At 54.7% G+C, this 23,801-nt stretch carries 27 protein-coding genes and 1 tRNA gene; 7 read left to right on the top strand and 21 right to left on the bottom strand.

Annotated features, from left to right (window positions below; all coding sequences use genetic code 11):
* Window positions 1-53 precede the first annotated feature (53 nt).
* Together AC0L6A_RS09325 and ypfJ are read right to left on the bottom strand one after the other, a co-directional pair.
* Window positions 54-1,091 (bottom strand): TRAP transporter substrate-binding protein, encoded by a 1,038-nt coding sequence (locus AC0L6A_RS09325; protein WP_473289488.1) that lies wholly within the window; start codon window positions 1,089-1,091, stop codon window positions 54-56.
* A 274-nt stretch (window positions 1,092-1,365) separates the two neighbouring features.
* Complete coding sequence (ypfJ, locus tag AC0L6A_RS09320) at window positions 1,366-2,208, bottom strand: KPN_02809 family neutral zinc metallopeptidase (protein WP_473289487.1); 843 nt, start codon at window positions 2,206-2,208, stop codon at window positions 1,366-1,368.
* A 139-nt stretch (window positions 2,209-2,347) separates the two neighbouring features.
* On the opposite strand from ypfJ, the gene AC0L6A_RS09315 reads away from it, so the two are divergent.
* Both AC0L6A_RS09315 and AC0L6A_RS09310 read left to right on the top strand, forming a co-directional pair.
* Window positions 2,348-2,926: a YqaA family protein gene (locus AC0L6A_RS09315; RefSeq protein ID WP_473289486.1), complete on the top strand. Its 579-nt coding sequence runs from the start codon at window positions 2,348-2,350 to the stop codon at window positions 2,924-2,926.
* Window positions 2,923-3,423 (top strand): disulfide bond formation protein B, encoded by a 501-nt coding sequence (locus AC0L6A_RS09310; protein ID WP_473289485.1) that lies wholly within the window; start codon window positions 2,923-2,925, stop codon window positions 3,421-3,423. Before AC0L6A_RS09315 ends, AC0L6A_RS09310 begins: the two co-directional genes overlap by 4 nt.
* Here the strand turns inward: AC0L6A_RS09310 and AC0L6A_RS09305 are convergent.
* Window positions 3,420-4,175, bottom strand: a complete 756-nt coding sequence (locus AC0L6A_RS09305; RefSeq protein WP_473293443.1) for an RNA methyltransferase — start codon at window positions 4,173-4,175, stop codon at window positions 3,420-3,422. The two genes, AC0L6A_RS09310 and AC0L6A_RS09305, sit on opposite strands and share 4 nt — an antisense overlap.
* A 74-nt stretch (window positions 4,176-4,249) precedes the next feature.
* Between AC0L6A_RS09305 and AC0L6A_RS09300 the strand changes: the two genes are divergently transcribed.
* On the top strand, window positions 4,250-4,579 hold the full coding sequence (locus AC0L6A_RS09300) for a TfoX/Sxy family protein (RefSeq protein ID WP_473289483.1): 330 nt from the start codon (window positions 4,250-4,252) through the stop codon (window positions 4,577-4,579).
* Between the two features lie 69 nt (window positions 4,580-4,648).
* Window positions 4,649-5,290 carry a thiamine phosphate synthase gene (locus tag AC0L6A_RS09295; RefSeq protein WP_473289482.1) on the top strand — a complete coding sequence of 214 codons (642 nt, stop codon included), beginning with the start codon at window positions 4,649-4,651 and terminating at the stop codon, window positions 5,288-5,290.
* Here the strand turns inward: AC0L6A_RS09295 and olsA are convergent.
* The 3 genes from olsA to AC0L6A_RS09280 form a co-directional block, all read right to left on the bottom strand.
* Window positions 5,287-6,120 (bottom strand): lyso-ornithine lipid O-acyltransferase, encoded by an 834-nt coding sequence (gene olsA / locus AC0L6A_RS09290; protein ID WP_473289481.1) that lies wholly within the window; start codon window positions 6,118-6,120, stop codon window positions 5,287-5,289. The two genes, AC0L6A_RS09295 and olsA, sit on opposite strands and share 4 nt — an antisense overlap.
* On the bottom strand, window positions 6,117-6,887 hold the full coding sequence (gene olsB, locus AC0L6A_RS09285) for an L-ornithine N(alpha)-acyltransferase (RefSeq protein WP_473289479.1): 771 nt from the start codon (window positions 6,885-6,887) through the stop codon (window positions 6,117-6,119). Before olsB ends, olsA begins: the two co-directional genes overlap by 4 nt.
* Window positions 6,888-6,962: 75 nt before the next feature.
* Window positions 6,963-7,154, bottom strand: a complete 192-nt coding sequence (locus tag AC0L6A_RS09280) for a DUF3553 domain-containing protein (protein WP_473289478.1) — start codon at window positions 7,152-7,154, stop codon at window positions 6,963-6,965.
* Window positions 7,155-7,181: 27 nt separating this feature from the next.
* Here AC0L6A_RS09280 and AC0L6A_RS09275 point away from each other — a divergent pair, with 27 nt between their 5' ends.
* Window positions 7,182-7,781, top strand: coding sequence for a histidine phosphotransferase family protein (locus tag AC0L6A_RS09275; protein ID WP_473289476.1), 600 nt, complete (start codon window positions 7,182-7,184; stop codon window positions 7,779-7,781).
* A 55-nt stretch (window positions 7,782-7,836) separates the two neighbouring features.
* On the opposite strand, the gene AC0L6A_RS09270 is transcribed toward AC0L6A_RS09275, so the two are convergent.
* From AC0L6A_RS09270 to AC0L6A_RS09235, 8 genes are all read right to left on the bottom strand, one after another.
* A complete protein-coding gene (locus tag AC0L6A_RS09270) occupies window positions 7,837-9,084 on the bottom strand; it encodes a glutamate-5-semialdehyde dehydrogenase (RefSeq protein ID WP_473289475.1) in 1,248 nt (415 codons plus the stop codon).
* Between the two features lie 40 nt (window positions 9,085-9,124).
* Entirely contained in the window at window positions 9,125-10,231 is a 1,107-nt protein-coding gene (gene proB / locus AC0L6A_RS09265; protein WP_473289473.1) for a glutamate 5-kinase, read from the bottom strand.
* Window positions 10,219-11,250 (bottom strand): GTPase ObgE, encoded by a 1,032-nt coding sequence (obgE, locus tag AC0L6A_RS09260; RefSeq protein WP_473289472.1) that lies wholly within the window; start codon window positions 11,248-11,250, stop codon window positions 10,219-10,221. The genes proB and obgE overlap by 13 nt, the downstream gene beginning before the upstream one ends.
* An 86-nt stretch (window positions 11,251-11,336) precedes the next feature.
* On the bottom strand, window positions 11,337-11,849 hold the full coding sequence (locus AC0L6A_RS09255; protein ID WP_473289470.1) for a GNAT family N-acetyltransferase: 513 nt from the start codon (window positions 11,847-11,849) through the stop codon (window positions 11,337-11,339).
* Complete coding sequence (locus AC0L6A_RS09250; protein WP_473289469.1) at window positions 11,846-12,364, bottom strand: GNAT family N-acetyltransferase; 519 nt, start codon at window positions 12,362-12,364, stop codon at window positions 11,846-11,848. Before AC0L6A_RS09250 ends, AC0L6A_RS09255 begins: the two co-directional genes overlap by 4 nt.
* A gap of 9 nt (window positions 12,365-12,373) precedes the next feature.
* Entirely contained in the window at window positions 12,374-12,913 is a 540-nt protein-coding gene (locus tag AC0L6A_RS09245) for a GNAT family N-acetyltransferase (RefSeq protein ID WP_473289467.1), read from the bottom strand.
* 198 nt (window positions 12,914-13,111) lie between these two features.
* Window positions 13,112-13,381 carry a 50S ribosomal protein L27 gene (gene rpmA / locus AC0L6A_RS09240; RefSeq protein ID WP_133488497.1) on the bottom strand — a complete coding sequence of 90 codons (270 nt, stop codon included), beginning with the start codon at window positions 13,379-13,381 and terminating at the stop codon, window positions 13,112-13,114.
* Window positions 13,382-13,402: 21 nt separating this feature from the next.
* Window positions 13,403-14,062 carry a 50S ribosomal protein L21 gene (locus AC0L6A_RS09235; protein ID WP_473293441.1) on the bottom strand — a complete coding sequence of 220 codons (660 nt, stop codon included), beginning with the start codon at window positions 14,060-14,062 and terminating at the stop codon, window positions 13,403-13,405.
* A 304-nt stretch (window positions 14,063-14,366) separates the two neighbouring features.
* Here AC0L6A_RS09235 and AC0L6A_RS09230 point away from each other — a divergent pair, with 304 nt between their 5' ends.
* On the top strand, window positions 14,367-16,526 hold the full coding sequence (locus AC0L6A_RS09230; RefSeq protein WP_473289465.1) for a tetratricopeptide repeat-containing sulfotransferase family protein: 2,160 nt from the start codon (window positions 14,367-14,369) through the stop codon (window positions 16,524-16,526).
* A gap of 1 nt (window position 16,527) precedes the next feature.
* Here AC0L6A_RS09230 and AC0L6A_RS09225 read toward each other — a convergent pair whose 3' ends face one another.
* Complete coding sequence (locus tag AC0L6A_RS09225; RefSeq protein ID WP_473289463.1) at window positions 16,528-17,400, bottom strand: hypothetical protein; 873 nt, start codon at window positions 17,398-17,400, stop codon at window positions 16,528-16,530.
* A 29-nt stretch (window positions 17,401-17,429) separates the two neighbouring features.
* Complete coding sequence (locus AC0L6A_RS09220; protein ID WP_473289462.1) at window positions 17,430-18,251, bottom strand: DUF2059 domain-containing protein; 822 nt, start codon at window positions 18,249-18,251, stop codon at window positions 17,430-17,432.
* 164 nt (window positions 18,252-18,415) lie between these two features.
* On the opposite strand from AC0L6A_RS09220, the gene AC0L6A_RS09215 reads away from it, so the two are divergent.
* Window positions 18,416-18,505, top strand: a tRNA-Ser gene (locus tag AC0L6A_RS09215).
* A gap of 185 nt (window positions 18,506-18,690) precedes the next feature.
* On the opposite strand, the gene phoB is transcribed toward AC0L6A_RS09215, so the two are convergent.
* Genes phoB through pstC form a run of 5 tightly spaced genes read right to left on the bottom strand, consistent with a single transcriptional unit; the run spans window position 18,691 to window position 23,773 of the window.
* Window positions 18,691-19,380, bottom strand: coding sequence for a phosphate regulon transcriptional regulator PhoB (phoB, locus tag AC0L6A_RS09210; protein ID WP_473289461.1), 690 nt, complete (start codon window positions 19,378-19,380; stop codon window positions 18,691-18,693).
* A 2-nt stretch (window positions 19,381-19,382) separates the two neighbouring features.
* Entirely contained in the window at window positions 19,383-20,108 is a 726-nt protein-coding gene (gene phoU / locus AC0L6A_RS09205) for a phosphate signaling complex protein PhoU (RefSeq protein ID WP_473289460.1), read from the bottom strand.
* Between the two features lie 25 nt (window positions 20,109-20,133).
* Window positions 20,134-20,931, bottom strand: a complete 798-nt coding sequence (gene pstB, locus AC0L6A_RS09200; protein WP_473289458.1) for a phosphate ABC transporter ATP-binding protein PstB — start codon at window positions 20,929-20,931, stop codon at window positions 20,134-20,136.
* A gap of 14 nt (window positions 20,932-20,945) precedes the next feature.
* Window positions 20,946-22,310: a phosphate ABC transporter permease PstA gene (pstA, locus tag AC0L6A_RS09195; protein ID WP_473289457.1), complete on the bottom strand. Its 1,365-nt coding sequence runs from the start codon at window positions 22,308-22,310 to the stop codon at window positions 20,946-20,948.
* Window positions 22,307-23,773 carry a phosphate ABC transporter permease subunit PstC gene (gene pstC, locus AC0L6A_RS09190; protein ID WP_473289455.1) on the bottom strand — a complete coding sequence of 489 codons (1,467 nt, stop codon included), beginning with the start codon at window positions 23,771-23,773 and terminating at the stop codon, window positions 22,307-22,309. Before pstC ends, pstA begins: the two co-directional genes overlap by 4 nt.
* Between the last annotated feature and the right edge of the window lie 28 nt (window positions 23,774-23,801).

The raw sequence follows: 23,801 nt of genomic DNA, 5'->3' as shown, positions 1-23,801 counted from the left end.
AGAAAAACTCCGGGCAGCCGGTTAGGCCGCCCGGAGCTGTGATGTTTACCAGATCACTGGTCCGAGTATTTGGCAACAAGCTCTTTCGCCAGAGCAACCATGCCTTCGCCATCAAGACCTTTCGAGGTCATGTCAGCGGCCCAGGCTTCAACCTGTGCATCACCAATGGTTTTGATCTCGGCGACAAGTGCCGGGTCCAGTTCGTGGATCTTGTCGTCTGTACCAGCAACGATCTCGCGACCGATGACGTCTCCCTTATCGAACGAAGCACCAGCCCAGCCCGATGTCTCAAGACCCGAGTTGGCGTCGATGACGGCTTTCAGATCATCGGGCAGACCCGCATAAGTGTCTTTGTTCATCGCCCAAATGAAGAAGGTGTTATACAGCGAACGGTCACCGGGGATCTCGGTGTGGCTGTCTGCCAGTTCGTGCACTTTCAACGGCGGAACGATTTCCCACGGGATCACGCCACCTTCAACAACACCTTTGGATAGGCTTTCCGGGAATGTCGGCAACGGCATGCCAACCGGAGTTGCACCCAGCGTTTCAAACAACGCATTCGCCTGACGCGAAGGTCCGCGTAGTTTCAAACCATCGAAGTCGGCCAGAGCCATTACGGGCTCGCCCTTTTTGTGGATGACGCCGGGGCCGTGTACGTGAACAGCCAAAAGCTTAACGTCGCCCATGCGCTCCATCAGGTACTTTTCCGAGAACTCCCAAGCCGCTTTCGACGATGCTTCTGCATTGCGTGCGGTCATGAAGGGCAGTTCAAAGGCTTCTGCTTCTGGGAAACGGCCCGGAGTATATGCAGGCAAGGCCCAACCACAGTCGATCACGCCATCGCGGATTTGGTCATAAAGCGCTTGAGGCTTACCGCCCAGCTGCATTGCCGGGTACAGTTCAACCTTGATGCGTCCGCCCGAGTCTTTCTCGATTTTCTCAGCCCATGGCGCCATGAAGTAAAGCGGCGTCGAGCCCTTTGGCGGCAGGAAGTGTTGACAGCGCAGCGTCACGTCCTGTGCAAAGCTGGCTGTAGCGCTCAATCCTACGGCAAAGGCGCCGGCCAGTGTGGCTTTCGTCATAAATTTCATTTCGCTTCCTCCCAAAACGCGAGTGTATATCCCTGCCCGGCTGGTCTACCCGGCATTGGCAACAATAAGATCAGGCTCGGCTGACTCGTGCAAGCTTTTTTGACCGTGCGGTCAGCTTTGTTTGATCCTGTCGCTGGAAAATGTTTAGCGGTATTTCGTTGCGATCGCAACATTATTTGTACTGCTGTTTAATAACAACGTGTTAAATGCCGTCACGGGCAGTACTAAACATGTAAAATATCGATGCCGGCTCACTTAATGAACCGGCAAAGAATCACAGATTACGTTCGGAAAAAGTGTCGCAGCTGCGCATATCACCACTGTCGAACCCTTTTGCAAACCAACTTGCACGTTGTTCAGATGTTCCGTGGGTAAAGGTGTGCGGCATCGGAACGCGCCCTGCATTTCGCTGCAAAGTATCGTCCCCAATCTGCCGTGCGGCGTTCATGGCTTCGGCAATATCGCCGCGTTCCAAAGATCCGAAGCGTTGCTGAACTTCGCGTGCCCAGATACCTGAATAGCAATCGGCCTGAAGTTCGATCCGGACAGAAATGGAATTGCTTTCTTCTTCGCTGACTTGCTGGCGAATACGGTTGGCCTGCATCAAAATGCCAAGTTCGTTCTGAACGTGATGCGCAACCTCATGGGCCACGACATAGGCGGCCGCGAAATCTCCGCTGGCGCCAAGCTTACGTGACATTGTGGTAAAGAAGGCTGTGTCCAAATAGACTTTGCGATCGCCGGGGCAATAAAATGGTCCGGTCGCACCCGACGCACCGCCACAAGGGCTTTGCGTAACACCTTTATAAAGAACCAAAGTGACAGGGGTATAGCTTTCGCCCACTTGCGCTCTAAACAAGCTCGACCAAACTTCTTCTGTGTCAGCCAAGGTAACGGACACGAACTCTCCCGCTTGGCGATCTGCTTCTGTGATCTCTCCACCGACGCTGTCCCCTGAACCACCGCCACCTTGCAACAGAGGTGTCACATCCACCCCCATGAAATAGCCGATGGCCAGCACTGCCAGCAAACCCAGCCCGCCAACTTGCGCTTTGCCAGCACCGGCCCGTCTGCGATCTTCGATATTACGGCTTCCGCGCCGACCTTGCCATTTCATATTAAGCTTCCCTTACCTGCTACGCATCCGTGTCGTTCACAGTCAGTTTACCGACCTAATCGCAAGCTTCAAGCACTGCTCACTTGACCTTGGGCCATGCACGTGGTTCGTCAGGCGCAAGAAATTTACAGGCACAGACATGATCAAAAAGCTTTACGATTGGACGATGAGCTTGGCAGACACGCGATATGCGCTATGGGCGCTGGCCGTGGTCGCATTTCTAGAAAGCTCGGTTTTCCCCATTCCGCCCGACGTTTTGATGATCCCGATGATCATCGCCCGCCCTTCGCGTGCTTTTGTCATCGCGGGTGTGGCACTTGTCGCATCGGTCCTTGGTGGGATGTTTGGCTATTACATCGGCTGGGGTCTTTTCGAAAGCGTGGGACGTCCCGTGTTGGAGTTCTACGGCAAGGATGCCTATTTCGATGACTTCGCAACACGCTATAACGAATGGGGGGCATGGGCCGTTCTGATCGCTGGCGTCACCCCCTTCCCCTATAAGGTCATCACCATCCTGTCCGGTGCAACCGGTCTGAACTTTGCGGTCTTCATGGTCGCCAGTGTGATCGCACGTGGCCTGCGCTTTTTCATCGTGGCCACCCTTTTGTGGAAGTTTGGCGCGCCGATCCGTGACTTCATTGAACGCAGGCTGGGCCTGATGTTCATCCTCTTTTGTATCCTGCTAATTGGCGGATTCTATGTGGTGAAATTCCTATGAGCATTGTGAACCGTCTTTCGACCAAAACCCTGATCATCACCGCTGCGGTCGCGTCTGCAGGCATATTGGCAGGCGCTTTTGTCTTTCAGGCCTTAGGATATGCGCCCTGTAAGATGTGCTTCTGGCAGCGCTGGCCCCATGCAATCGCTTTTGTGCTTGGCGGGGCTGCTTTGGCGACAAAGCTTCGACTGCTGCGCTGGGTGGGTGCTTTGAACATGGCCATATCGGCTGGGCTGGGCATGTATCATTCCGGCGTTGAACGGAAATGGTGGGACGGCCCAACATCTTGCACAGGCGGCGGCGTTGGAGATTTGTCCGTCGAAGATCTGATGGCTCAGATCAAATCCGCCCCCCTTGTGCGCTGCGACGAAATCCCTTGGCGCTTGTCGGACATGATCCCGATCGAGGCTTTGGACATCACAATGGCCAATTTCAACGCAGTTGGATCACTGGTGTTGATGGTGATGTGGATCGTCGCTGCGCGTCGCGCGGACTAAGAACCGTCTTTCCCGCGCAGAAGCTGACGCAAAATGCCGTGAAACATCTGCACGTCTAAGCGGCTTAGGTTCAACCGGCTCCACATATTGCGCTGGGTGATTTTCATCACCTCGGCCTTTGTGTCCGGAAAGAAATAGCCTGCGTCCTCTAGCCGGATTTCGTAATGCTCTGCCAGCTTTTCGACCTCGATCGCGCTGGCAGGTTCGCTGCCGGCCCACTCTATCACATGATGTGCGACGTCATGGCTTTGGCGGCGGTATTCGTAAGCGGTCAGAAGCACACATTGCGCAAGGTTCAGCGACGCAAACTGGGGGTTCACTGGAACCGAAATCAATGCATTTGCGCGTGCCACTTCGTCATTTTCCAGCCCGGTTCGTTCTGGCCCGAACAAGACCGCGACCTTCTTTCCCTCAAGCCGCATGGCGCGGGCTTCTTCCATCGCGCGCTCCGGGCTCAGGATCGGCTTTGCCAGATCACGCGACCGCGCGGTTGTGGCATACACATAGTCGCAATCGCCAATCCCATCGGCCAGATTGTCAAAGACCCCCGCCGCATCCAGCACGCGCCCTGCCCCAGATGCCATCGCAACGGCGGCTTGGTTTGGCCATCCATCCCGCGGATCGATAATGCGCATACGCTCCAACCCGAAGTTCAGCATGGCGCGCGCAGCTGCCCCGATGTTTTCGCCCATTTGCGGGCGCACCAGAACAATCTCGGGTTGTGGTCCCAGTTTGGGCTCAGGGCTGTCCATCACGGCAATCTCTTTCAATTAGTCGGGCGCGTGATACGCTGACAAAGATCATTCGGCAAGCAGGAGCTGATCTTATGGCCTATGACGCAGGCATTTACGAAATTCTGAAAGACGATCTGGGTGAACGCCCTGATCTGGTTGAAAAGAAGATGTTTGGCGGAATTGCCTTCATGTTGAACGGCAACATGCTGTGTGGGGTGCATAAAAATGGCGCGATGTATCGGGTCGGCAAAGATCACGAGGCGCAGGCACTTGACCTGCCCGGCGCACGAAAGATGGACTTTACAGGCCGCCCCATGGGGGGCTTCATCGACGCGGGTGATGACGCGTTAGAGGACGACACCACGCGCGCAGCGCTTTTGCGCCTTTCACTAGAATATGTAAGCACCCTGCCCGCGAAATGACGCGCATACTTGCAATAGACGCAAACACGGCTATGAAGCTGAGCAGACAGAACAAAAAGGATCGCGCAGATGGCCCAGAACGTCCAAGAGACCGAAATGGATCGCCCCCAGCTTTATCTTGTGACCCCGCCTGAAATCGAGCTGTCTCGTTTTCCTGCTGTTCTGGCCAAGGTGCTTGATAGCTATGATACCGCGTGTCTGCGCCTGTCGCTGGCAACCACGGACGAAGACCGGATCATGCGTGCGGCAGACGCCTGCCGCGAAGTGGCCCATGCGCGTGACGTTCCAATTGTGATTTCAGAACATGCATTGCTGGTCGAACGTTTGGGACTGGATGGCGTGCATCTTGGCGATGGCGCACGCCGCGTTCGCAAAACCCGCGATGATCTTGGCAGTGACGCCATCATAGGCGCTTATTGTTCCGCGTCTCGCCATGATGGGTTGAACGCAGGCGAAGTTGGGGCTGACTATGTCAGTTTTGGCCCTGCTGGGACGACTGCATTGGGGGATGGAACCCGTGCTGAACATGACCTTTTTGAATGGTGGAGCCAGGTGGTCGAAGTCCCAGTGGTTGCTGAAGGGGCTTTGGACGAAGACACAATCCGTTCGCTAGCACCCGTAACCGACTTCTTCGCAATCGGTGAGGAGATTTGGCGCACCGATGATCCCAGCGCCACTTTGGGCCGCCTGTTGGCTGCGATGGATGGTTAACGCTCGATATTGAGCTCGCCCAACCCTTCACGTACCGCAGCCTCGCAATGTGCTGCCAGTTCTTTTCGACCGCTGAAATCAGCGACCTTAACTGGTGCGTGATAGACAATCTCAACCTGTCCCTGATGACGCGCGGCCAGTGTCTTTAGCAAATGCGGCGCAAACTCCATATCGCCCCACCAGCCATAGAAACGCGGATCGCGGCCTTCAGGCGCAAAATAGCGCAATGTTACCGGCTGTACCCACATGAAATCACGCAATTCCGGTGTGAAGAACGCGGCGAAGAGTGTTGATTTAAAAGGAAGTATCCTTTGGCTGTCCGAAGATGTGCCCTCAGGGAAAAACAGCAGTTTATGCCCCGCAGTCAGACGTTCTCGAAAGACTGCAATCTGATTTTGCGTTTCTTTCCGGTCCCGGTTGATGAAAACCGTCCCGGTGGCACGCGCCAGCCAGCCAATACCCGGCCAGTTTGCGACTTCGGATTTTGATACAAAATACACGCGCTTGCGAGCATTAAGTGAAAAAATGTCCAGCCATCCCGCGTGATTGGCAACCACAGCCCCCTTCTGGTGCATCGGCTGCCCAGTGGTTGTGAAGGATATCCCCAGCAGTCGGAACGCGTTTCGACAGACAAACTGAGTTATCCGGGGAGTGATCGGTCTGTTTTCTCCAAAAACTGGCCGTTCAACCAGCCGGATTAGCAGCAAGATGATCAACCCGCCAAACACCAGCACACCAAGGGGCAAACCGCGCAGCACTATGCGGAGATAGTCAAACCCCGTGGGGTGAAATCCGTGGGGCTTGCCCTCACCTTGCCAAGTCACGCTCATAGTTTTGCACCCGAGTAGATTGCTTTGTGTTTTTCACTGACCAGTGACATGTCGATGATCAGGCAAACATCAATTGTGTTGAACACCTGATCCACAAAAGCACCCTCGCCCACAAAGCCGCCAAGGCGCAAATAACCTTTGATCAAGGACGGGACTTCCCGCATTGCGGCGGGTCGGTCGATGGCGTCTTCTGGAAGCAAGTTCATGCTCTGAAACACATCGGGGTTCGCCCCCACCCGAATAGCTTCCGGGGCCAGATGTCGGTGGTGTAGCAGGGAAAGCGGGCCTTTTAGCGCCTCCACATCCGTGCCGTGGAACGATGCGACCCCAAACAGGATTTCGATTCCATGTTGGTCGACATAATCCGCCAAACCATTCCACAGATGCATCATGGCCGCGCCACCGCGATAGTCTGGATGCAGGCAAGACCGCCCCAATTCCAACAGCTTACGACCCGACGCCTTAAGCACCGTCACATCGTATTCTGCTTCTGAATAGAAGTGGTCTGGGCCTTCAGGAGTGTTTAACTTGTCGCCACGCAACAGCCGATAAACTCCAACCGCAGGAGAGCCTTCGCGCGCGTGGTCAAACAAGATCAGATGATCATAAAACGGATCAAACGCGTCCCGCTCCAACCCGTTTTCGTGATCGACAAGAGGCCCATCGCCACCCAACTCGCGGATGAAGACGTCATAGCGCAGCTTTTGTGCCGCAATAAGATCTGCTTCACTTCCGGCCAGTCTCAGTTCAAAATCGGGCGCAGCCATGTGGATTAACCATTTGATAACCTTATTGAGCTCATATGTCTCAGACGAAGGATTTGCAACGCAACTTCACTGCGTTCAAGAGGGATCAGAAAGATCGAAAACTGGTATCAAGTCAATCAACTCGATCATGATCACCTGTTTCCCTGCATGTTCGAAATTCACGGTCACACGGCCGCCGATGTTGGATTGCACTTGCCCCAGCCCCCAGTCGGGCTGTTGCGGATGGCGCACCAGCATTCCAGGTTCTAAAAGTGATCCCAAACCCATGACCCATATCCCTATCAGGCTTCATTCATGACCCAACAAGACCGCGACCTAACAGCTTTGATCGGCTCTCGTATTTGCCATGACCTTATCAGCCCTTTGGGGGCAATCGGCAATGGGGTTGAGTTGCTACAGCTGTCGGGAATGGCCGACAGCCCAGAAATGGCGTTGATTGCTGAAAGCGTGACAAACGCCAATTTGCGTATTCGGTATTTCCGTGTGGCCTTTGGAGCGGCGGCAGAGGGTCAGTCGCTTTCTGAAAAAGAGATCCGTGCGGTCCTTGCCCCGGGCGTTGACGGCCGCAAAACCGCGATTGATTGGCAACCCGTCGGTGACCTACCTCGGACAGAAGTCAAACTGGCCTTTCTGGCCCTTCAATGCTTTGAAAGTGCCATGCCTTGGGGTGGGCACGTGAGTGTTTCGCGCAATGAAGGGGCTTGGAAAATAGAAGCAGAGGCAGATCGCCTGAATGTTGACGCAGACCTTTGGTCGCTTTTGTCGGCAAGCAATTCAGAGCTCAACGTTCCACCAGCACAAGTGCATTTCGCGTTGATCCGCCCAGAACTGCTGAACCAGAAGCGGACAGCGGTTACGAAGATCACGGATCAAGCAATCAGCCTGTCGTTCTAAAGCCAACCTTGCGAGCTGAGCAGTTTTGTACAGATCGCAAGATAGTTGTTGTCGACTAGTCGCGCGTGGTTCCGTCACCCACCACCAGATATTTAAACGATGTCAATTGTTTGGCCCCAACCGGACCCCGCGCATGCATCTTACCCGTGGCAATTCCGATTTCGGCACCCATGCCAAATTCACCGCCGTCGGCAAATTGGGTCGAGGCATTGCGCATCAAAATGGCGCTGTCCAACCGCGTAAAGAAAAGCTCTGCTGTTGCGTCATCCTCGGTCATGATCGCATCCGTATGAGACGAAGAATAGCGGTTGATATGCTCAATCGCGCCATCCACATCGTCGACCAGCTTGGCGGCAATGATGCTGTCCAGATACTCGGTGCCCCAATCGGCATCCACTGCGGGTTTGCTGCCTGACAACCCCTCACCGGTCCGAACCTCAACCCCGGCTGCCATCAGGTCATCAATCACGCTTTGACCAAGTGCTTTGGCGTCCTTGTGGATCAGCAAACACTCCGCAGCCCCGCAAATGCCGGTCCGGCGCGTCTTTGCATTCAAAACAACTTTGCGCGTCTTCTCGGCATCTGCGTGCTTGTCGATATAAATATGTACGATACCTTCCAGATGCGCGAACACAGGCACGCGGGCTTCGCGTTGAACCAAGCCAACAAGCCCCTTACCGCCCCGCGGCACGATAACGTCGACATAGTCAATCATGGTTAACAGCTCGCTGACCGCCGCGCGATCGCGGGTTGGGATCAGCTGGATTGCATCTTCGGGCAAACCTGCAGCCCGCAATCCGTCTTGCAAACAGTCATGGATCAAGCCCGCAGAGTTAAAGCTTTCCGATCCGCCGCGCAAAATCACAGCATTGCCAGCTTTAAGGCAAAGCGCGCCCGCATCCGCCGTCACGTTCGGGCGGCTTTCATAGATCACGCCAATAACCCCCAAAGGCGTACGCACACGACGAATGTTCAGACCTGTAGGTCGATCCCAGTCTTCCATAACCTCACCGACCGGGTCATCCTGAGTGGCGACAGCACGCAAGCCGTCACACATTCCCTTGATGCGATCTTCGTCCAGCATCAGACGATCCATCATTGCATCCGACAGGCCCTTGTCGCGGCCAAAGGACATATCTTTCACATTTGCGGCAATGATTTCGTCGCGACGTGCCCAACAGGCGTCGGCAGCTGCCATCAAGGCCTTTTCTTTGGCAGAAGATGGGGCGAAAGCAAGGTCACGTGCGGCCGCGCGGGCGCGGGTGCCAATGTCGGTCATCATGGTTTTGATGTCATCGCTCATCTTGCATTCTCCGTTTGAATAGACGTCTATCTTATTGTGCTTAAAGGGACATATCATCCCGATGGATTAACGCTGCCCGACCCGGATGGCCAAGGATTGGCTCAATCTGGTCAGAGCGTTGCCCTTTGATCGCACGGGCTTCGTCCGCAGTATAGCCAACCAACCCTGCGCCCAAATGTGTGCCATCCGGCCCCTGTATGTCTACCGGATCCCCACGATGAAAGCTTCCAATTACATCGATCACGCCTGCCGAAAGCAGGGATTTGCCAGACTGCAATGCGACAACGGCACCTTGGTCAAGAACCAACGTGCCCTGAGGCTTCATGGACGCGATCCAGTGCTTGCGCGCGGCCTTGGGTGTGGTGCGCGCTGTGAACAGCGTGGACGCGGCGCCTTTAATTAGCGTTGTCAGAGGGTTAAGGCGTGACCCTTCCGTGATTGTCATATCGCACCCGGCCCCGGTTGCGGTCTTGGCTGCCATCACCTTGGTTTTCATACCGCCTTTGGACAACCCGGTCCCTGCGTCACCAGCCATCGCCTCGATCTCAGGCGTGATCTGGGTGATCACATCATAGCGCGTTGCGGTCGGATCGGTCTTTGGATTGCCAGAATAGAACCCGTCAACATCCGACAGAAGCACCAGATGATCAGCGCCAATGGTTACGGCAACCTGCGCGGCCAAACGATCATTGTCACCAAAGCGAATTTCATCCGTGGCGACCGTGTCGTTTTCATTCACGATCGGAACAACGCCCAATGATAGGAGCGTTTCAAGCGTTGCGCGCGAGTTTAGGTAGCGGCGGCGATCAGCGCTGTCTTCAAGCGTTACCAGCACTTGGGCCGTGTTGGCCCCCAACGGGGTAAGTGCTTCTTCATAAGCGCGGGCCAAGCGGATCTGACCAACGGCGGCAGCGGCTTGTGATTGCTCAAGCGACAGTGTTCCCACGGGAAGGTTTAAAACGCCGCGCCCCAAGGCAATTGATCCGGACGAAACCAGAACCACATCTGCCCCGGATGCCTTCAACGTCGCGACATCATCGCAAAGTGACCCCAACCAGTCAGCCTTAAGCGCACCGGTTTCAGCATCGACCAGCAAAGCTGATCCGATTTTGACAACGATGCGTTTTGCGTCGCTTAGGGCTGCCACGTTTCTTCTTCCTCGACAGGTTTTTGCCGGATACGATCTTCCGAAATTTCTTTACGCAAAGCGCGCAGAACGTCAGTTGTGCCCTGTTTGGCTACACCTGACATAAGCATCACGGGACCGGCGACAGCCTCTAACGCAGCTTGTTTTTCAGCCCGTTCCTCGTCATCCAAGGCGTCCACCTTGTTCAAAACCGTCACACGCTGCTTGCCGCCCAGAATGTCGCCGTAGTTCTCAATCTCGTGGATGATGGTCTGATAATCTGCAGCAACATCTTCCGATGTGCCATCGACCAGGTGCAGCAGCACTGCACAGCGCTCTACGTGGCCTAGGAACAGATCGCCCAACCCGCGTCCCTCGGACGCGCCTTCGATCAGACCCGGAATGTCAGCGACAACAAACTCTGCCCCATCCACACCGACAACGCCCAGATTGGGATGCAGCGTGGTGAACGGATAGTCAGCGATCTTTGGGCGCGCATTTGATGTCGCCGCTAGGAACGTAGATTTGCCCGCATTCGGCAGACCCAAAAGCCCCACATCAGCGATCAGCTTCAGGCGCAGCCAAATCGTACGCTCGATCCCCGGTTGGCCGGGATTGGCACGGCGTGGCGCGCGGTTGGTCGATGATGTGAAATGCAAGTTGCCAAAACCGCCATTGCCGCCTTTGGCAATCACATAGCGTTGTCCCACTTCGGTCATATCGGCCAGAACGGTCTCTTCGTCCTCGTCCATCACCTCGGTCCCGACGGGCACGCGAAGTACGATGTCATCGCCATCTGCGCCGGTGCGCTGTTGACCCATGCCAGGGCGTCCATTGCCCGCAAAGAAGTGCTGTTGGTAACGGAAGTCGATTAGCGTGTTCAGCCCGTCGACGACCTCGACAATGACCGAGCCTCCGCGACCGCCATCACCGCCATCCGGCCCGCCATATTCAATGTATTTCTCGCGCCGGAACGACACACAGCCGCCGCCGCCAGACCCTGACCGGATATAGACTTTGGCTAGATCGAGAAATTTCATGACACGCGCCTTTCTGCTTTGTCACAGGCGATAGAGGGAAATGGGGCAAGTCTCAAGGGCAGAGCCATGGCCCGCTTGGCTTTTGCTTAGTCTTGCGGTCGTAAAAGCTGGAAATTTCGCAAGGGTGCATGACCGTCACGCGCAACGCTGTGCCCAGTGGACGGGGGAAGCTCGGAAAAGCCCAGCTTTTCTAGCACCCGTGCTGATGCTGGATTGTCTTCAAAGACATCCGCCCGCACGATGTCCCAGCTGTAACGTTCCCAGCAATGATTAATAAGCGCGCGCGCCATTTCTGTTGCATAGCCCTGCCCCCAATGGTCACGCGAAAACATGTAGCCCAGCCCAGGTTCTTCACCGGCCCGTTGCGACAGGCCCATGCTGCCGATCACTTTGCCAGATAGGATCACAACACCGACCATCCCTGCGTCTGGATCAAACGGCGTACAGCGTTCGCGCGTCAAATCCGGATCCGCCGGATGCGGCCAAGACGCAGTATTGCTCGCCAGATCAAAGTCAGACACCAAGTCCAACATCGCGTCAAAATCGGACGGTTGGGTGCGGCGCATGGTCAGCCGCTTGGTGACAAGCTGCGTTTTCATTGCGCTGCCTTCCAATCCGAACGGGAGAGCCGCATTTTGATCAGAGTTTCTGGGCAATCGCGCGAAACACAGTGTGGGGTTTCGGTCTGGCCGGTATCTTGAAAGCCAAGCGACATCAGTACCGCGCGCGAAGCGTGGTTGCCCGGGAAATGACCGGAATTGATCTCGGAGAGGTCGGAAGTGTTAAACAGGTGACCCACCAGCGCACCGGCGGCTTCTTTCATAACGCCGCGGCCATGGTGATCGCGCCCCAGCCAATAGCCCAAAGAGCCATCAAACCCGACTATTCCGATCACGATGCCTGCTTCCTCGATCGCCAACCCACCAAAGGGCGAGCTTTGTGAAAGGTACTCAAGGAACCCGTCGAAATCGGCATGACGATAGGGATGCGGCACGACGGTAAGCCATCGCGCAACCTCAATATCATTTAAGGCTTTTACCACCTGATCGGCATCGCCAGCAGTCAGGGACCGCAGCACCAATCGCGGCGTATCAATCCGTATATTCCGTTCCATGGCAATATCTTACACCATTTTCCTGATGTAAGTCCAAGTTGGAACCGTAACGCCCCGCGCGACAGAATGGCTTTCCGCATCACCGATATATTCAAACCCAGCATGCGTCAGCACACGAGCCGAAGCGGGGCTGTCTTGAAAGACTTCCGCGAAAATGGAGCTGTTGCCCAATGGGTTTGACGCAATCAGGGCGCTGACAGCCTCGGACGCGATCCCCGCATTCCAGAATCCGGGCGCAACCCAATAGCCAAGTTGGCTTTGGCCGCGATCCAATGTGGAAAGCGTGATCACGCCAACAACGTTGTCTTGATCCTTGCCCATGCCATCCATGACCCACACGTCTTCATCACGGGTCTCAGACAAGGCGCGTTCAATAAATGCCTCGGTCACGCCGGGCGGCAGCGGATGTGGGATCGATCGGGTGCCTTCGGCGACGCGTTTGTCCGATACATTCATATTCAGCGCACCAAGATCCGATGAGCGAACCGGGCGCAGGACAAAACGTTCCGACTGAATGGTCGGCTGAGTTCTTATTTCTACATGCTTCATGACTTTCCCTCCTCTGAAAAGTTCTGAATGCACTGACTGTTCATTTCCCATAGGCCCACGCTTATCGTGCATATCAGGCGCTTTTAGGGCGTTCATATGAACCTGAGATGAACAGGCAGATAATCTTCAAATACAAAAAGAAAAGGGGCCGGCTATCACAGCCGGCCCCTGGTTTTTCACAACCTTGTTAGGTTCGGCTTACTCAGCGGCCTCCGCCACTGGGAGAACCGAAATAAAGGTGCGGCCTTTGAGGCCCTTGTGGAATTTGACGGTGCCTTCGCTGGTAGCAAAGATTGTGTGATCTTTGCCCATGCCCACGTTTTCACCCGGCCACATCTTGGTACCGCGCTGACGCACGATGATGTTACCCGGGATCACAACCTGACCACCGTATTTCTTTACACCAAGGCGACGACCGGCTGAGTCGCGGCCGTTACGGGATGAACCGCCTGCTTTTTTATGTGCCATTCTATCTCTCCTTAGCTCTCGTTAGCCTTTGGCCAATTCTTTGGCCTGCTCTACCCAACCTTCACGCTCGATGCGGCCTTTGAACGACAGTGCATCGTCGAACTTGGCAATATCATCGGCGCCCCAGGCTGCGATTTGAGCGAAGGTGGTTACACCAGCCGCCAGCAGTTTCTTCTCAAGCGCCGGACCTACACCCGACAGTTGCTTAAGATCGTCGGCACCCGCGGGTGCATCTGCCTTAGCGGCTTTCTTCGGCGCTGCTTTCGCAGGAGCTGCCTTCTTAGCCGGAGCTTTCTTGGCAGGCTTCGCAGCTGCAACAGCAGCACCCGAAACCGAACCTGCACCGATGGCAGCTTTCACGCCCGACTTGTCCGCACCTTTTTCAAGGATGTCGGTCACGCGCAGGAGCGTCAGTTGCTGACGGTGACCCTTGGTGCGCTTCGAACTGTGCTTACGGCGACGCTTCACGAAGTGAATGACTTTTTCGCCTTTGATCTGGTCGATGACCTCTGCTTGCACGCCAGCACCATCTACGGTGGGTGTGCCAACAGTTCCGCCGACCATCAGAATCTCGTTGAACTGGACTGTTTCGCCAGCATCGGCCGCCAGCTTTTCGACGCGCAGAACGTCCCCAGCTTGGACCTTATACTGCTTGCCGCCGGTTTTCATAACCGCAAACATATGATCTTCCTTCATAATCCGCGTCCTGTGGCCCCGACATATGCCGGTGTTTGACGAAGGGCCCATCCCCTCTATTGCCTCGAACTGCGCATCCGCCACTTAACGTTTTGGACATAGTTTTAAGTTCCCGCACAGGATAACCCGGGCAGGAATGGCGGCTTATCGGGTGGAACGGGATTAAAGTCAAGGCAATTTGGTCAATGAAACACGCTATTTTCAAACGCATCAGGCAGACCCTTGCGACCTTGCTTAAGTCATATTAGCCAAGAGTAGGAAGCCATACCAGCCAGAACGGATGTGCAACATGCTGCCATTGAATTCAAACCAGATCCCTGCCCTGTTTCAAAAAGCAGCCACTCTGGCACGCGCGGGCAAACCTGTGGACGCATTGAAGGTCTTATCACAACTGGAAACGATGGCGCCCACCCGTGCGGAAATCCCCTTCCAACAAGCCCAGATCAATCAACAAATGGGCAAAAACTATGCAGCTCTTGTGGCATATGAAAAAGCGACGCGCTTAGCGCCTGGCGAGATCACGGTTTGGCGGGCCTATGTCTCGCTCGCGGCAGCAATGAATGCCAACGCGCAGGCGACCGTGGCAAAACAGCTGAAAACCGCAAAGCTTCCTACCGCCGAACGCAAAAAGCTGTTGGCTTTACTAACAGGCAAGGCAAACAAAACACATCGGACAAGCAAAACTGCCTCAAAATCGGAAATCGAAGCTCTGACAAGTCTTCTGAACGCAGGGCGTGTCAAAGACGCGGAACAACAAGCACGCAGTTTGCTGAACCGTGGACCAAACGAGGCCATTTCCATGATCCACGGGGTCGCCTTGGCCGCACTTGGGCAAACACAAGATGCGGAACAGGCCTTCAAAACCGCACTTACTTCTGATCCTGACTATGGAGAGGCGCTGGCTCAATACGGGCAGTTCCTGTTGTTACAATCTCGCCGAACCGAGGCACGGTCGGTTCTAGAGCGGGCCCGACGCGTCATTCCCGACAACCCGATTGTTTTGGGGAATCTGGGGAAACTCTACACAGACATCAACGCGCCAAGCGATGCCTTGGAATGCCTTGATGCTTTGTTAAAGAAAGCCCCCGGCAACGCCGCTGGGCTGTTTACGCGGGCGCAAGCCAGATTGTCGCTTGAGGATGCAGCCGGTGCTATTGAAGACCTCGATGCGCTGCCAGAGCAGAGCGCGCCTGCAGGGGAAGTTTTAGCTTTGCGCGCAACAGCCGAGAAACTGCGCGGGAACCTGAAAGCGTCCAAGACAGCCATCGAACAGGCTTTAGACGCCGATCCAAACAATCTGCGAGTCGTTACGATAGCTGCGAACTTGCTGCAGCAAAGCGGAGACTTTGATGGTGCCGAGAAAGTCCTTCGCGATGCACTAGCGCGCGGCGTGCGTTCGGGCAGCGTTTATCGCATGGTTACACAAGGTCGAAAGCTGGACGCGGACGATCCGCTGATCGAGGAAATGAAATCTCTTTGGGACAGACAAGATCTTCCCGATGAGGCCCGTGTGGATTTGGGATATGGGCTGGTGAAGGTGATGGAGGACCAGAAAGACCCGGAAGCGGCTTGGTCCTATCTGTCACGTGCAAATGAAGTTATGTCACGGCTTTACCCGCATGACGCCACGAAAGAGCAAGGCGACTTCGACCGGTTTAGGGCCTTTCTGGAAGGGTTCGACCCCGCGCGAATTGGAAACTGCGGCCTGGATCAAAACAGCACCATCTTTGTGACCGGTCTGCCCCGCTCTGGTACGACTCTGGTTGAACAGATCCTTGCCAGTCATTCGACCGTCACAGGCGGAGACGAACTTGGGGTTTTTCATCCCTTGGGGTTCGAACACGTCGCGGAAGTTGCCAGAACTGGCGGGCATATCACGGATATGACAGATGCTCAGTTCGAACAGCTTGGCCGCGACTATCAACAGGCCATTGATACTCGCCTTCCGAACGCAGATCGCATCACAGACAAGACAATTTCGACGTATCAGATAGCGCCGCTTGTCTGGCTTGCAATGCCTAAAGCCAAGATCGTCGCTTTGCGGCGTGATCCCCGCGACAATCTTTGGTCGATCTTCAAAAACCGGTTTGTCCCTGGCTTGCATAGATACAGCTATTCGCAATCCGCGCTGGTGCAGACCTACAGACTGTACACCGAGTATTTGGACCTATGGCGTAACATGGCGCCTGACCGCATCCACGAAATCTCATATGAAGATCTTGTCGATGATCCCGAAACCGAAATTCGCAAGCTGCTTGAGTTTTGTGAACTTGATTGGGAAGACGCTTGCCTTGATTTTCACAAGACGAAACGGGATGTCAAAACGCTTTCTGTCGCACAGGTCCGCCAACCGCTTTACAAAAGCTCGGTCGGCAAATGGGAACCCTATTCAGAGCACCTGAAAGAACTTTTGGACGGGTTGGCTGAGATCGAGAAAGGGGAAGGCTGATCTACAGCTCTTCTTCTTGGGAAAAGGTACCAACAACGCCCCCTAAATCGCCGGACAGACGCAGATAGACAGCATCGAAAGCGTTGAACAAAGCCTGGTTCAATGCCTGCCCGGTAGGCGTTTCTGAATAAGCAACGTAACGCTCCAACGAACCCGTATCGATAGGTTCATAAGCCGTATGAAGATAGGCATACATCCATTCCGACGTGTCTGTGCGGATGTCGCTTTCCTGAGACCAAACATGGGTGAGTATCTCATCCTCGGTCATGTGTCCGGTGGTGTCAGGCAGGCTTTGGTTCAACTTGCTAAGAAATACAAAATTTGAGTTTAGCGCGCCCATGACGTTCAATTCGATAAGGTCGTTTTTATCGATGTAGCGCCCAATGATGTTGTCCAACGCCTCTGGCGTGTCCCCTTGCAACCAACGCTGACGTGCATCCTGTTCAACGTCGACATCAAGAAATGCACGGCGGGCCGAGATTTCATGCTGAATGATATCCTGCATGTCATCGCGCTTATAAAAATTACATAGGTCAGCCAGATCTGATTGTTGCAGGCTTTGCTGAAACTTCAGTCTCAGCTCATGCGTCAGTTCCTTCTCGTCATAGATTTCATGGACCGCAGCATCCCAACGAGGTCCGCCTTCATGCCCCAATAGGTCGATGTCGGATGACATGGCCATCTCAAGGCCCTCGTCATGAAGGATCGATACCATGTCAGCCATGCCAAGCAGGCTCCACAATTCGTCAAAGCGTTGAGCTTCACTTGCCTGAACTTGCTCAGTAACCTGCTGAACTGCATCCAAATTGGACGCTCCAGCAGCAAGCGGATGGGCAGCACCAAACGATATCGAAAGCGCCGCAATAGCACCCACGATGGGGCGCTGGTATCGACCCCGATTGATCACAGCTCTTGCTCGGGCGAAAGCTCACCAAGTCGACCGGCTAGAGCTTCGTAACGATTGGCCATAATCTCAAACTGAACAGCGTTTAAAATTTCATAGACCTGACCCATTTTAGGATCCTGAAGTGCGGATAGATAATCGATCAAATCGGTCTCGCTGACATCGCGATATGCGTAGGCGTTGGCGATCAACGAGTTTTCCGCGATCCCATCCCGCATGACGTCAGTTTGGCTCTGTAAGATGCCACGAAGATCATTTTCATCCAATTCAAGCTCGCTCGCCCCTGCTGCCATCGCAGCCAAAAGGTAACGCACCTGGATTTCGATAAGCGATCGAATGGCGGTATCGGTTGAGCCAATCGCGTCACCCATCGCCTTGTAAACCTGCACACGCAAATCGCCAGATTCCACCAATCCCGCAGCAATTTCAGCACCTTCCGCGTACTTAACCTCGTCCTCGGTCATGTGGCTTTCGTTTTCAACTTCGACCAAGCGTTGACCCAACGGGCTTTCGTAAAACGCTGCACCATGATCCAGAACATCCTGAGGCATGACAGCGGACAACATTTCGATGGCATCATCCAGCATCGCCTTGGGCTCAAACACTTCTTCTGCCAGCTTTTTCCACTGACGCCCAAACACATCCGGGTCTTCCCCAGTCAGAGCGGGACCCGCCATCGCGCCCAATTGGATCGATTCAATCGCGACGTCGAAACCAGTGATCTTCAGAAATGACCGGATTTCGGTTTCATCGCTTGCAGATGCACTTGAGACAGTCAAAAGAACGGCGGCAATAAAGCCCATAATTCTGTTTATAATCATGTTATTATCTAAGGTATCCAACTTTAGTTTCTGCGCAAGACTAGCGCCGAGAGCCCGCATTGCCAAGCGGCTGTTCATCACGTTTAATCCAGCATTTCCAAAATAGGTGAAAAAAGTGGTTGCACATGCGACGTAGGCGAATTACTTCCCCCCAAGACCCCCGCGGAGAGGTGCCGGAGTGGTCGAACGGGGCGGTCTCGAAAACCGTTGTGGGTGCAAGCCTACCCAGGGTTCGAATCCCTGTCTCTCCGCCACTATCCCTTCTTTTTCGGATAGCAGGCCCGGTCAGTTTCCAATCTGTAGTTTCAAGCGCCAGCCAAATTGGTGTTGCGGCGTGGTTCGTAATGCTGATGAAGAAATCGGGAAAACTACCCGCACCCCAAACGGATAATATCTTTACTTAACAAGGCGCTACAGTTGCTTTCTGATGCAACGCAAGTCAACCAAGGGCGTATCCTGTGCCACGTATCGTACGCACCGGATCTTCACCACCATTCCTACAAAGCGCTTTACGAAGACGTCCAACATGAACGTCAACCGTACGGGTATCCACATACACGTCCCGCCCCCAAACACGATCCAATAGCTGTTCGCGGCTCCAAACACGACCAGGCTTTTCCATCAATGTCGTCAGAAGGCGAAACTCAGTCGGGCCAAGCTTTACCGGTTCCCCTGCCCGCGTGACCCGGTGACTTTCACCATCCAGAACGATATCGACATATTCCAGCTTCTGCCCAACCGAAACCGGTCTGGTTCGGCGCAGCTGTGTTCGAATACGCGCCATCAGTTCGCCAACCGAATACGGTTTGACCACATAGTCGTCGGCACCCGTTTCCAAGCCACGCACCCGATCAACCTCTTCTGATCGCGCAGACAGCATGATCACAGGAATACTCCGCGTTTCTTTGCGGGTTTTGACCTGACGGCAAATCTCGATCCCGGATACGCCGGGCAACATCCAATCCAGCAAGATCAAATCTGGCATGACCTCTTCCACAAGGATCAAAGCGTCATCGCCATTCTCGGCAAGCGCCACCTCATAGCCCTCGGCGGTCAGGTTATAGCGAAGGATTTCGCGTTGCGCCGGTTCGTCTTCCACCAGCAAAACACTTGGCTTATCGGTGCTCATGCCTATTCCTCGCCAGCTTCTTCAACTGGCATTTCATAATTGGGCGCATTCCCTTTTGGCCGCGCCTCTTCTGGAAGTTCACCACTGACCAGATAAATCACCTGATCGGCGATAGACGTAACGTGATCGCCCATACGTTCGATATTCTTGGCTATGAAATGCAAGTGCATACAAGAGGTTATGTTGCGCGGGTCCTCCATCATGAAGGTCAGAAACTCGCGGAACAACGCGTTGTACATCTGGTCCACTTCCAGATCGCGATGACGTACATCATGCGCCAATTCTTCATCCCGGCGGATATAGGCATCCAACGCATCTGTCAGCATCTGCCGCACTTCGCTGGCCATCCGCTTGATCGCGCCAGACGCACCGTCGATGGGTTGCATATGCACCAATACGGTTGTCCGCTTGGCCATGTTCTTTGCATAGTCACCGATACGTTCGAGGTTTGCGGCAACCTTCATCACGGTCAGCACAGTGCGAAGATCCGAGGCGATTGGCTGACGTAAAGCCAGCACCCGCGCGCATTCTTCCTGAATTTTCAGATCCAGCGCGTCGATTTTCTTATCGTTCTTGCGCACTGTCTCGGCCAGCTCTTCGTCGCGGCCTTTCAGCGATTTCGCACCATCTCGGATCGAAACTTCAACCATCCCGCCCATCTTCATCAGATGTGCTTGAATCTCTTCCAGATCGCGGTCGAAAGCGGATGCAATATGTTGATCAATCATGTCTTTTCTCCTACCCCGAAGGGCCTTAGCCGATACGGCCAGTGATATAGCTTTCAGTGCGCGGATCTTCGGGGTTGGTGAAGATCTTGGTGGTGTCGTCATATTCCACCAAATTCCCAAGATGGAAGAACGCCGTCTTCTGGCTGACACGCGCGGCCTGCTGCATCGAGTGGGTGACAATCACCACCGAATAGCTTTGACGCAACTCGTCAATCAGCTCTTCCACTTGCGCGGTCGCAATTGGATCAAGGGCCGAGCATGGCTCGTCCATCAGCAGCACTTCCGGTTCAGTGGCAATCGCGCGGGCAATGCACAAGCGCTGCTGCTGGCCGCCTGACAATCCAGTGCCGGGAGCATTCAGGCGGTCTTTCACCTCGTCCCAGATGGCGCCGCGACGCAATGATTTCTCGACGATTTCATCCAGCTCTGCTTTGTTGCGGGCCAGACCGTGAATGCGCGGACCATAGGCGATATTGTCATAGATCGACTTCGGAAACGGGTTGGGTTTCTGAAACACCATACCCACCTTCGCGCGCAGCTGAACGGGATCAACGCGTTTGTCATAGATGTCTTCGCCATCCAGCAGGATGTCGCCCTCGACCCGACAGATATCGATCGTGTCATTCATGCGGTTCAGGCAACGCAGGAAGGTCGACTTGCCGCAGCCCGACGGGCCAATGAACGCGGTGACGGTCTTGTCTTCGATCTCGACCGAGACGTCTTTGATGGCGTGGTTGTCTGCATAATAGACCTGCACGCCCTTCGCCGAGATTTTCATATTGCTCATCTCTACGGCCCTTTCAACTTTCGTCATATCATTCATGTCTTCGGCCTTCTTTACCAACGACGCTCAAACCGGCGACGAAGAATGATTGCAATGATGTTCATACTCATCAGGAAGATAAGCAGAATGATGATGCCGCCCCAAGCACGTTCGTAATAGGCTGGATCGGCGCGTTTGGCCCATTCATAGATCTGCGCGGGCATGGCCGAGTTCGGCGACATAAATCCTTCGATCACTCCGCCCGGATAGTTCGAGGCAATATAACCCACCATACCGATCAAAAGCAGCGGCGCGGTTTCCCCAAGCGCCTGCGCAAGTCCGATGATGGTGCCCGTCAGGATGCCCGGCATGGCCAAGGGCAGCACGTGGTGAAACACTGTCTGCATCTTGGACGCGCCGATCCCAAATGCAGCCTCACGGATGGAAGGCGGCACCGATTTCAACGACGCGCGGGTTGAGATGATGATCGTTGGCAATGTCATAAGTGTCAGCACCAGACCACCCACCAGCGGGGCCGATTGCGGAAGGTGCGCAAACTGGATGAACACTGCCAAACCAAGAATACCGAACACGATGGACGGCACAGCCGCAAGGTTTGAGATATTCACCTCAATCAGGTCCGAGAACCAGTTCTGAGGGGCAAATTCTTCAAGATAGATCGAGGCCGCGACCCCAATGGGCAAGGCACAGGCCAAGACCACCAGCATCATGTACAAGCTGCCCAGAATAGACACGCCAATCCCGGCTTGCTCTGGTCGGCTTTCAGAGGCGTCCGCGCCTGTGATGAAGCTAAGATTGAAACCCTTGTATACAACACTGTTTTCCCGAAGTTGATCCACAACATCCAAATGCACAGGCGTCAGGTTCTTATCGCGGGCAAGGCTTTCCCGGCTTACACGTCCCTTCAGATACCCATCCACGCGGGACGAAGCCAGAAGGCGGAACTGAACCGTGTCACCGATCCGGTCAGGGTTCGCGATCACGAAGCGACGCAGGTCGGCTGCCGCGCCCGAGCTGAGCATCTTGCGCAGATCTTTGCCTTTGGCGAAGGGGTTTTCGACACCCGCGTCAGCCATGGCAGATTTCAGCGCGTTCTCAATCAGCGGGTTGTAACCAAAGGTCGTGACCTTCTTGATCTTCTCAATGTCACGCTCGCCGGTTTTGTCCAGTTTGCTTTCCAGAAGTTCCACATCCAGTGTGATAAATGTTTGCTGAAACGCACCGATCCCCTTGAAGAAGATCGAGGTGATCAGAACCACAAGAAACACCAGTCCCACTGCAATCGCTGCAATACCGTAGGCGCGAAAGCGGGTCTCGGCCGCATTTCTTTTCTTGGTGCGCTGATCTAACGACAGGATCGAGGTTCTGGTCGACGGCATGCCTGTATCAGGACCGCTCTTAAGGCTTGTATCGCTCATTCGTATTGCTCCCGATATTTGCGCACGATGTAGAGCGCAAGGACGTTCAGGCCGAGTGTCAGAAGAAACAGCGTCATGCCAAGCGCAAAGGCCACAAGGGCTTCGGGGCTTGCAAAGTCGCTGTCACCGGTCAGCTGGCTGACGATTTTCGCGGTGACAGTGGTCATGGCTTCAAACGGGTTCAGGTCAAGCCGGGCTGCGGCCCCTGCCCCCATGACAACGATCATCGTCTCGCCAATGGCGCGCGAGGCAGCCAGCAGGATGGCCCCCACGATACCCGGCAGAGCGGCGGGCAGAACCACTTGTTTTACGGTTTCCGATTGCGTCGCGCCCAGCCCATAAGATCCATCGCGCATGGCCTGCGGCACGGCGTTGATGATGTCATCGGACAAAGACGACACAAACGGGATCAACATGATGCCCATCACAAGACCGGCTGTCACAACCGACCGTGCGCCTTGCATCCAGCCAAGCCCATCTGCCCCAAAGAAATTGACCAATAGTGGACCAACAACAGTCAGCGCGAAAAGGCCGTAAACAATGGTGGGGATCCCGGCCAAAACCTCAAGCAGTGGTTTGGCAAAAGCGCGTGTGGCGTTGTTGGCGTATTCAGACAGGTAAATTGCCGCAAACAACCCAATGGGCACCGCCACCAAAAGCGCCACGATCGAGATGTAGATCGTGCCCCATAGCAGCGGCAGAATACCCAGATGCTCGGACCCGCCGCGCCCTTCTGGCGACCAGGTCAGGCCAAACAGGAAGTCACCTGCAGGGAACATTCCGAAAAACGTAATCGTGTTGAAGATCAGTGAAAGAACAATGCCAATGGTGGTTAAGATCGCGATCGAGGCCGCGCCGATCAGCAAGGCTTTCACCCCACCCTCAACCGCGTTGCGGGCACGGAAATCTCCGCGTGTCATCATCATGGCGGCGACAAATCCAGCCGCCGCGACCACCAAAATAGCAATTGTCATGAACAGGTTGCCACTGTCGGTCTTGCCACGCATCTCTTGCGCGGCTTGCAGGACCGATGGGTCAACATCGCCCCCAAGCGCCACACCAACCTGTCCCAACAGGGCGCGAATGTCAGTTGTTTCGGTGCTCAGTTGGGTAGCCTCTTTTGCAGTCATCACACCTTGCGCGACGGCCACGTTCAAACCCTCTGCCACACGCTTTACGTCGCTCATAATCAGGTTCAACTGACCTGCGTCTTCATAAAGCGTCGAAGGAATTTGCGTCGAGACCTGTGAGCTGATCAACATCGGCTGAATGATCACCCACATGCCAAGCACCAAAACAGCCGGCACAAACGCCAGCATAGCGACGTTGAACCCATAGTAATTCGGAAGCGAATGAAGAAGTCGGCGATCCCCTTTGACTGAGGATAAGGCGCGGCTTCGTCCCAGAATGAATCCGACGGCGGACAGCGCCAGGATGATCATAAGTAGCCAGAATGCAGACATTGACAGCTCTTGCAGCAAAGATGTGGGG

It is taken from the genome of Aliiroseovarius sp. D2-2, from assembly GCF_055809455.1.
Note: the sequence above shows the minus strand (reverse complement) of the source record. Positions and strands in the feature narration are given on the sequence as shown.

Bases quoted from the DNA above. Each gene is read 5' to 3' on its own strand.
- AC0L6A_RS09325 (WP_473289488.1), bottom strand. From the start codon at position 1,091: ATGAAATTTATGACGAAAGCCACACTGGCCGGCGCCTTTGCCGTAGGA.
- ypfJ (WP_473289487.1), bottom strand. From the start codon at position 2,208: ATGAAATGGCAAGGTCGGCGCGGAAGCCGTAATATCGAAGATCGCAGA.
- AC0L6A_RS09315 (WP_473289486.1), top strand. From the start codon at position 2,348: ATGATCAAAAAGCTTTACGATTGGACGATGAGCTTGGCAGACACGCGA.
- AC0L6A_RS09310 (WP_473289485.1), top strand. From the start codon at position 2,923: ATGAGCATTGTGAACCGTCTTTCGACCAAAACCCTGATCATCACCGCT.
- AC0L6A_RS09305 (WP_473293443.1), bottom strand. From the start codon at position 4,175: ATGGACAGCCCTGAGCCCAAACTGGGACCACAACCCGAGATTGTTCTG.
- AC0L6A_RS09300 (WP_473289483.1), top strand. From the start codon at position 4,250: ATGGCCTATGACGCAGGCATTTACGAAATTCTGAAAGACGATCTGGGT.
- AC0L6A_RS09295 (WP_473289482.1), top strand. From the start codon at position 4,649: ATGGCCCAGAACGTCCAAGAGACCGAAATGGATCGCCCCCAGCTTTAT.
- olsA (WP_473289481.1), bottom strand. From the start codon at position 6,120: ATGAGCGTGACTTGGCAAGGTGAGGGCAAGCCCCACGGATTTCACCCC.
- olsB (WP_473289479.1), bottom strand. From the start codon at position 6,887: ATGGCTGCGCCCGATTTTGAACTGAGACTGGCCGGAAGTGAAGCAGAT.
- AC0L6A_RS09280 (WP_473289478.1), bottom strand. From the start codon at position 7,154: ATGGGTTTGGGATCACTTTTAGAACCTGGAATGCTGGTGCGCCATCCG.
- AC0L6A_RS09275 (WP_473289476.1), top strand. From the start codon at position 7,182: ATGACCCAACAAGACCGCGACCTAACAGCTTTGATCGGCTCTCGTATT.
- AC0L6A_RS09270 (WP_473289475.1), bottom strand. From the start codon at position 9,084: ATGAGCGATGACATCAAAACCATGATGACCGACATTGGCACCCGCGCC.
- obgE (WP_473289472.1), bottom strand. From the start codon at position 11,250: ATGAAATTTCTCGATCTAGCCAAAGTCTATATCCGGTCAGGGTCTGGC.
- AC0L6A_RS09255 (WP_473289470.1), bottom strand. From the start codon at position 11,849: ATGAAAACGCAGCTTGTCACCAAGCGGCTGACCATGCGCCGCACCCAA.
- AC0L6A_RS09250 (WP_473289469.1), bottom strand. From the start codon at position 12,364: ATGGAACGGAATATACGGATTGATACGCCGCGATTGGTGCTGCGGTCC.
- AC0L6A_RS09245 (WP_473289467.1), bottom strand. From the start codon at position 12,913: ATGAAGCATGTAGAAATAAGAACTCAGCCGACCATTCAGTCGGAACGT.
- rpmA (WP_133488497.1), bottom strand. From the start codon at position 13,381: ATGGCACATAAAAAAGCAGGCGGTTCATCCCGTAACGGCCGCGACTCA.
- AC0L6A_RS09235 (WP_473293441.1), bottom strand. From the start codon at position 14,062: ATGTTTGCGGTTATGAAAACCGGCGGCAAGCAGTATAAGGTCCAAGCT.
- AC0L6A_RS09230 (WP_473289465.1), top strand. From the start codon at position 14,367: ATGCTGCCATTGAATTCAAACCAGATCCCTGCCCTGTTTCAAAAAGCA.
- AC0L6A_RS09220 (WP_473289462.1), bottom strand. From the start codon at position 18,251: ATGATTATAAACAGAATTATGGGCTTTATTGCCGCCGTTCTTTTGACT.
- phoB (WP_473289461.1), bottom strand. From the start codon at position 19,380: ATGAGCACCGATAAGCCAAGTGTTTTGCTGGTGGAAGACGAACCGGCG.
- phoU (WP_473289460.1), bottom strand. From the start codon at position 20,108: ATGATTGATCAACATATTGCATCCGCTTTCGACCGCGATCTGGAAGAG.
- pstB (WP_473289458.1), bottom strand. From the start codon at position 20,931: ATGAATGATATGACGAAAGTTGAAAGGGCCGTAGAGATGAGCAATATG.
- pstA (WP_473289457.1), bottom strand. From the start codon at position 22,310: ATGAGCGATACAAGCCTTAAGAGCGGTCCTGATACAGGCATGCCGTCG.
- pstC (WP_473289455.1), bottom strand. From the start codon at position 23,773: ATGTCTGCATTCTGGCTACTTATGATCATCCTGGCGCTGTCCGCCGTC.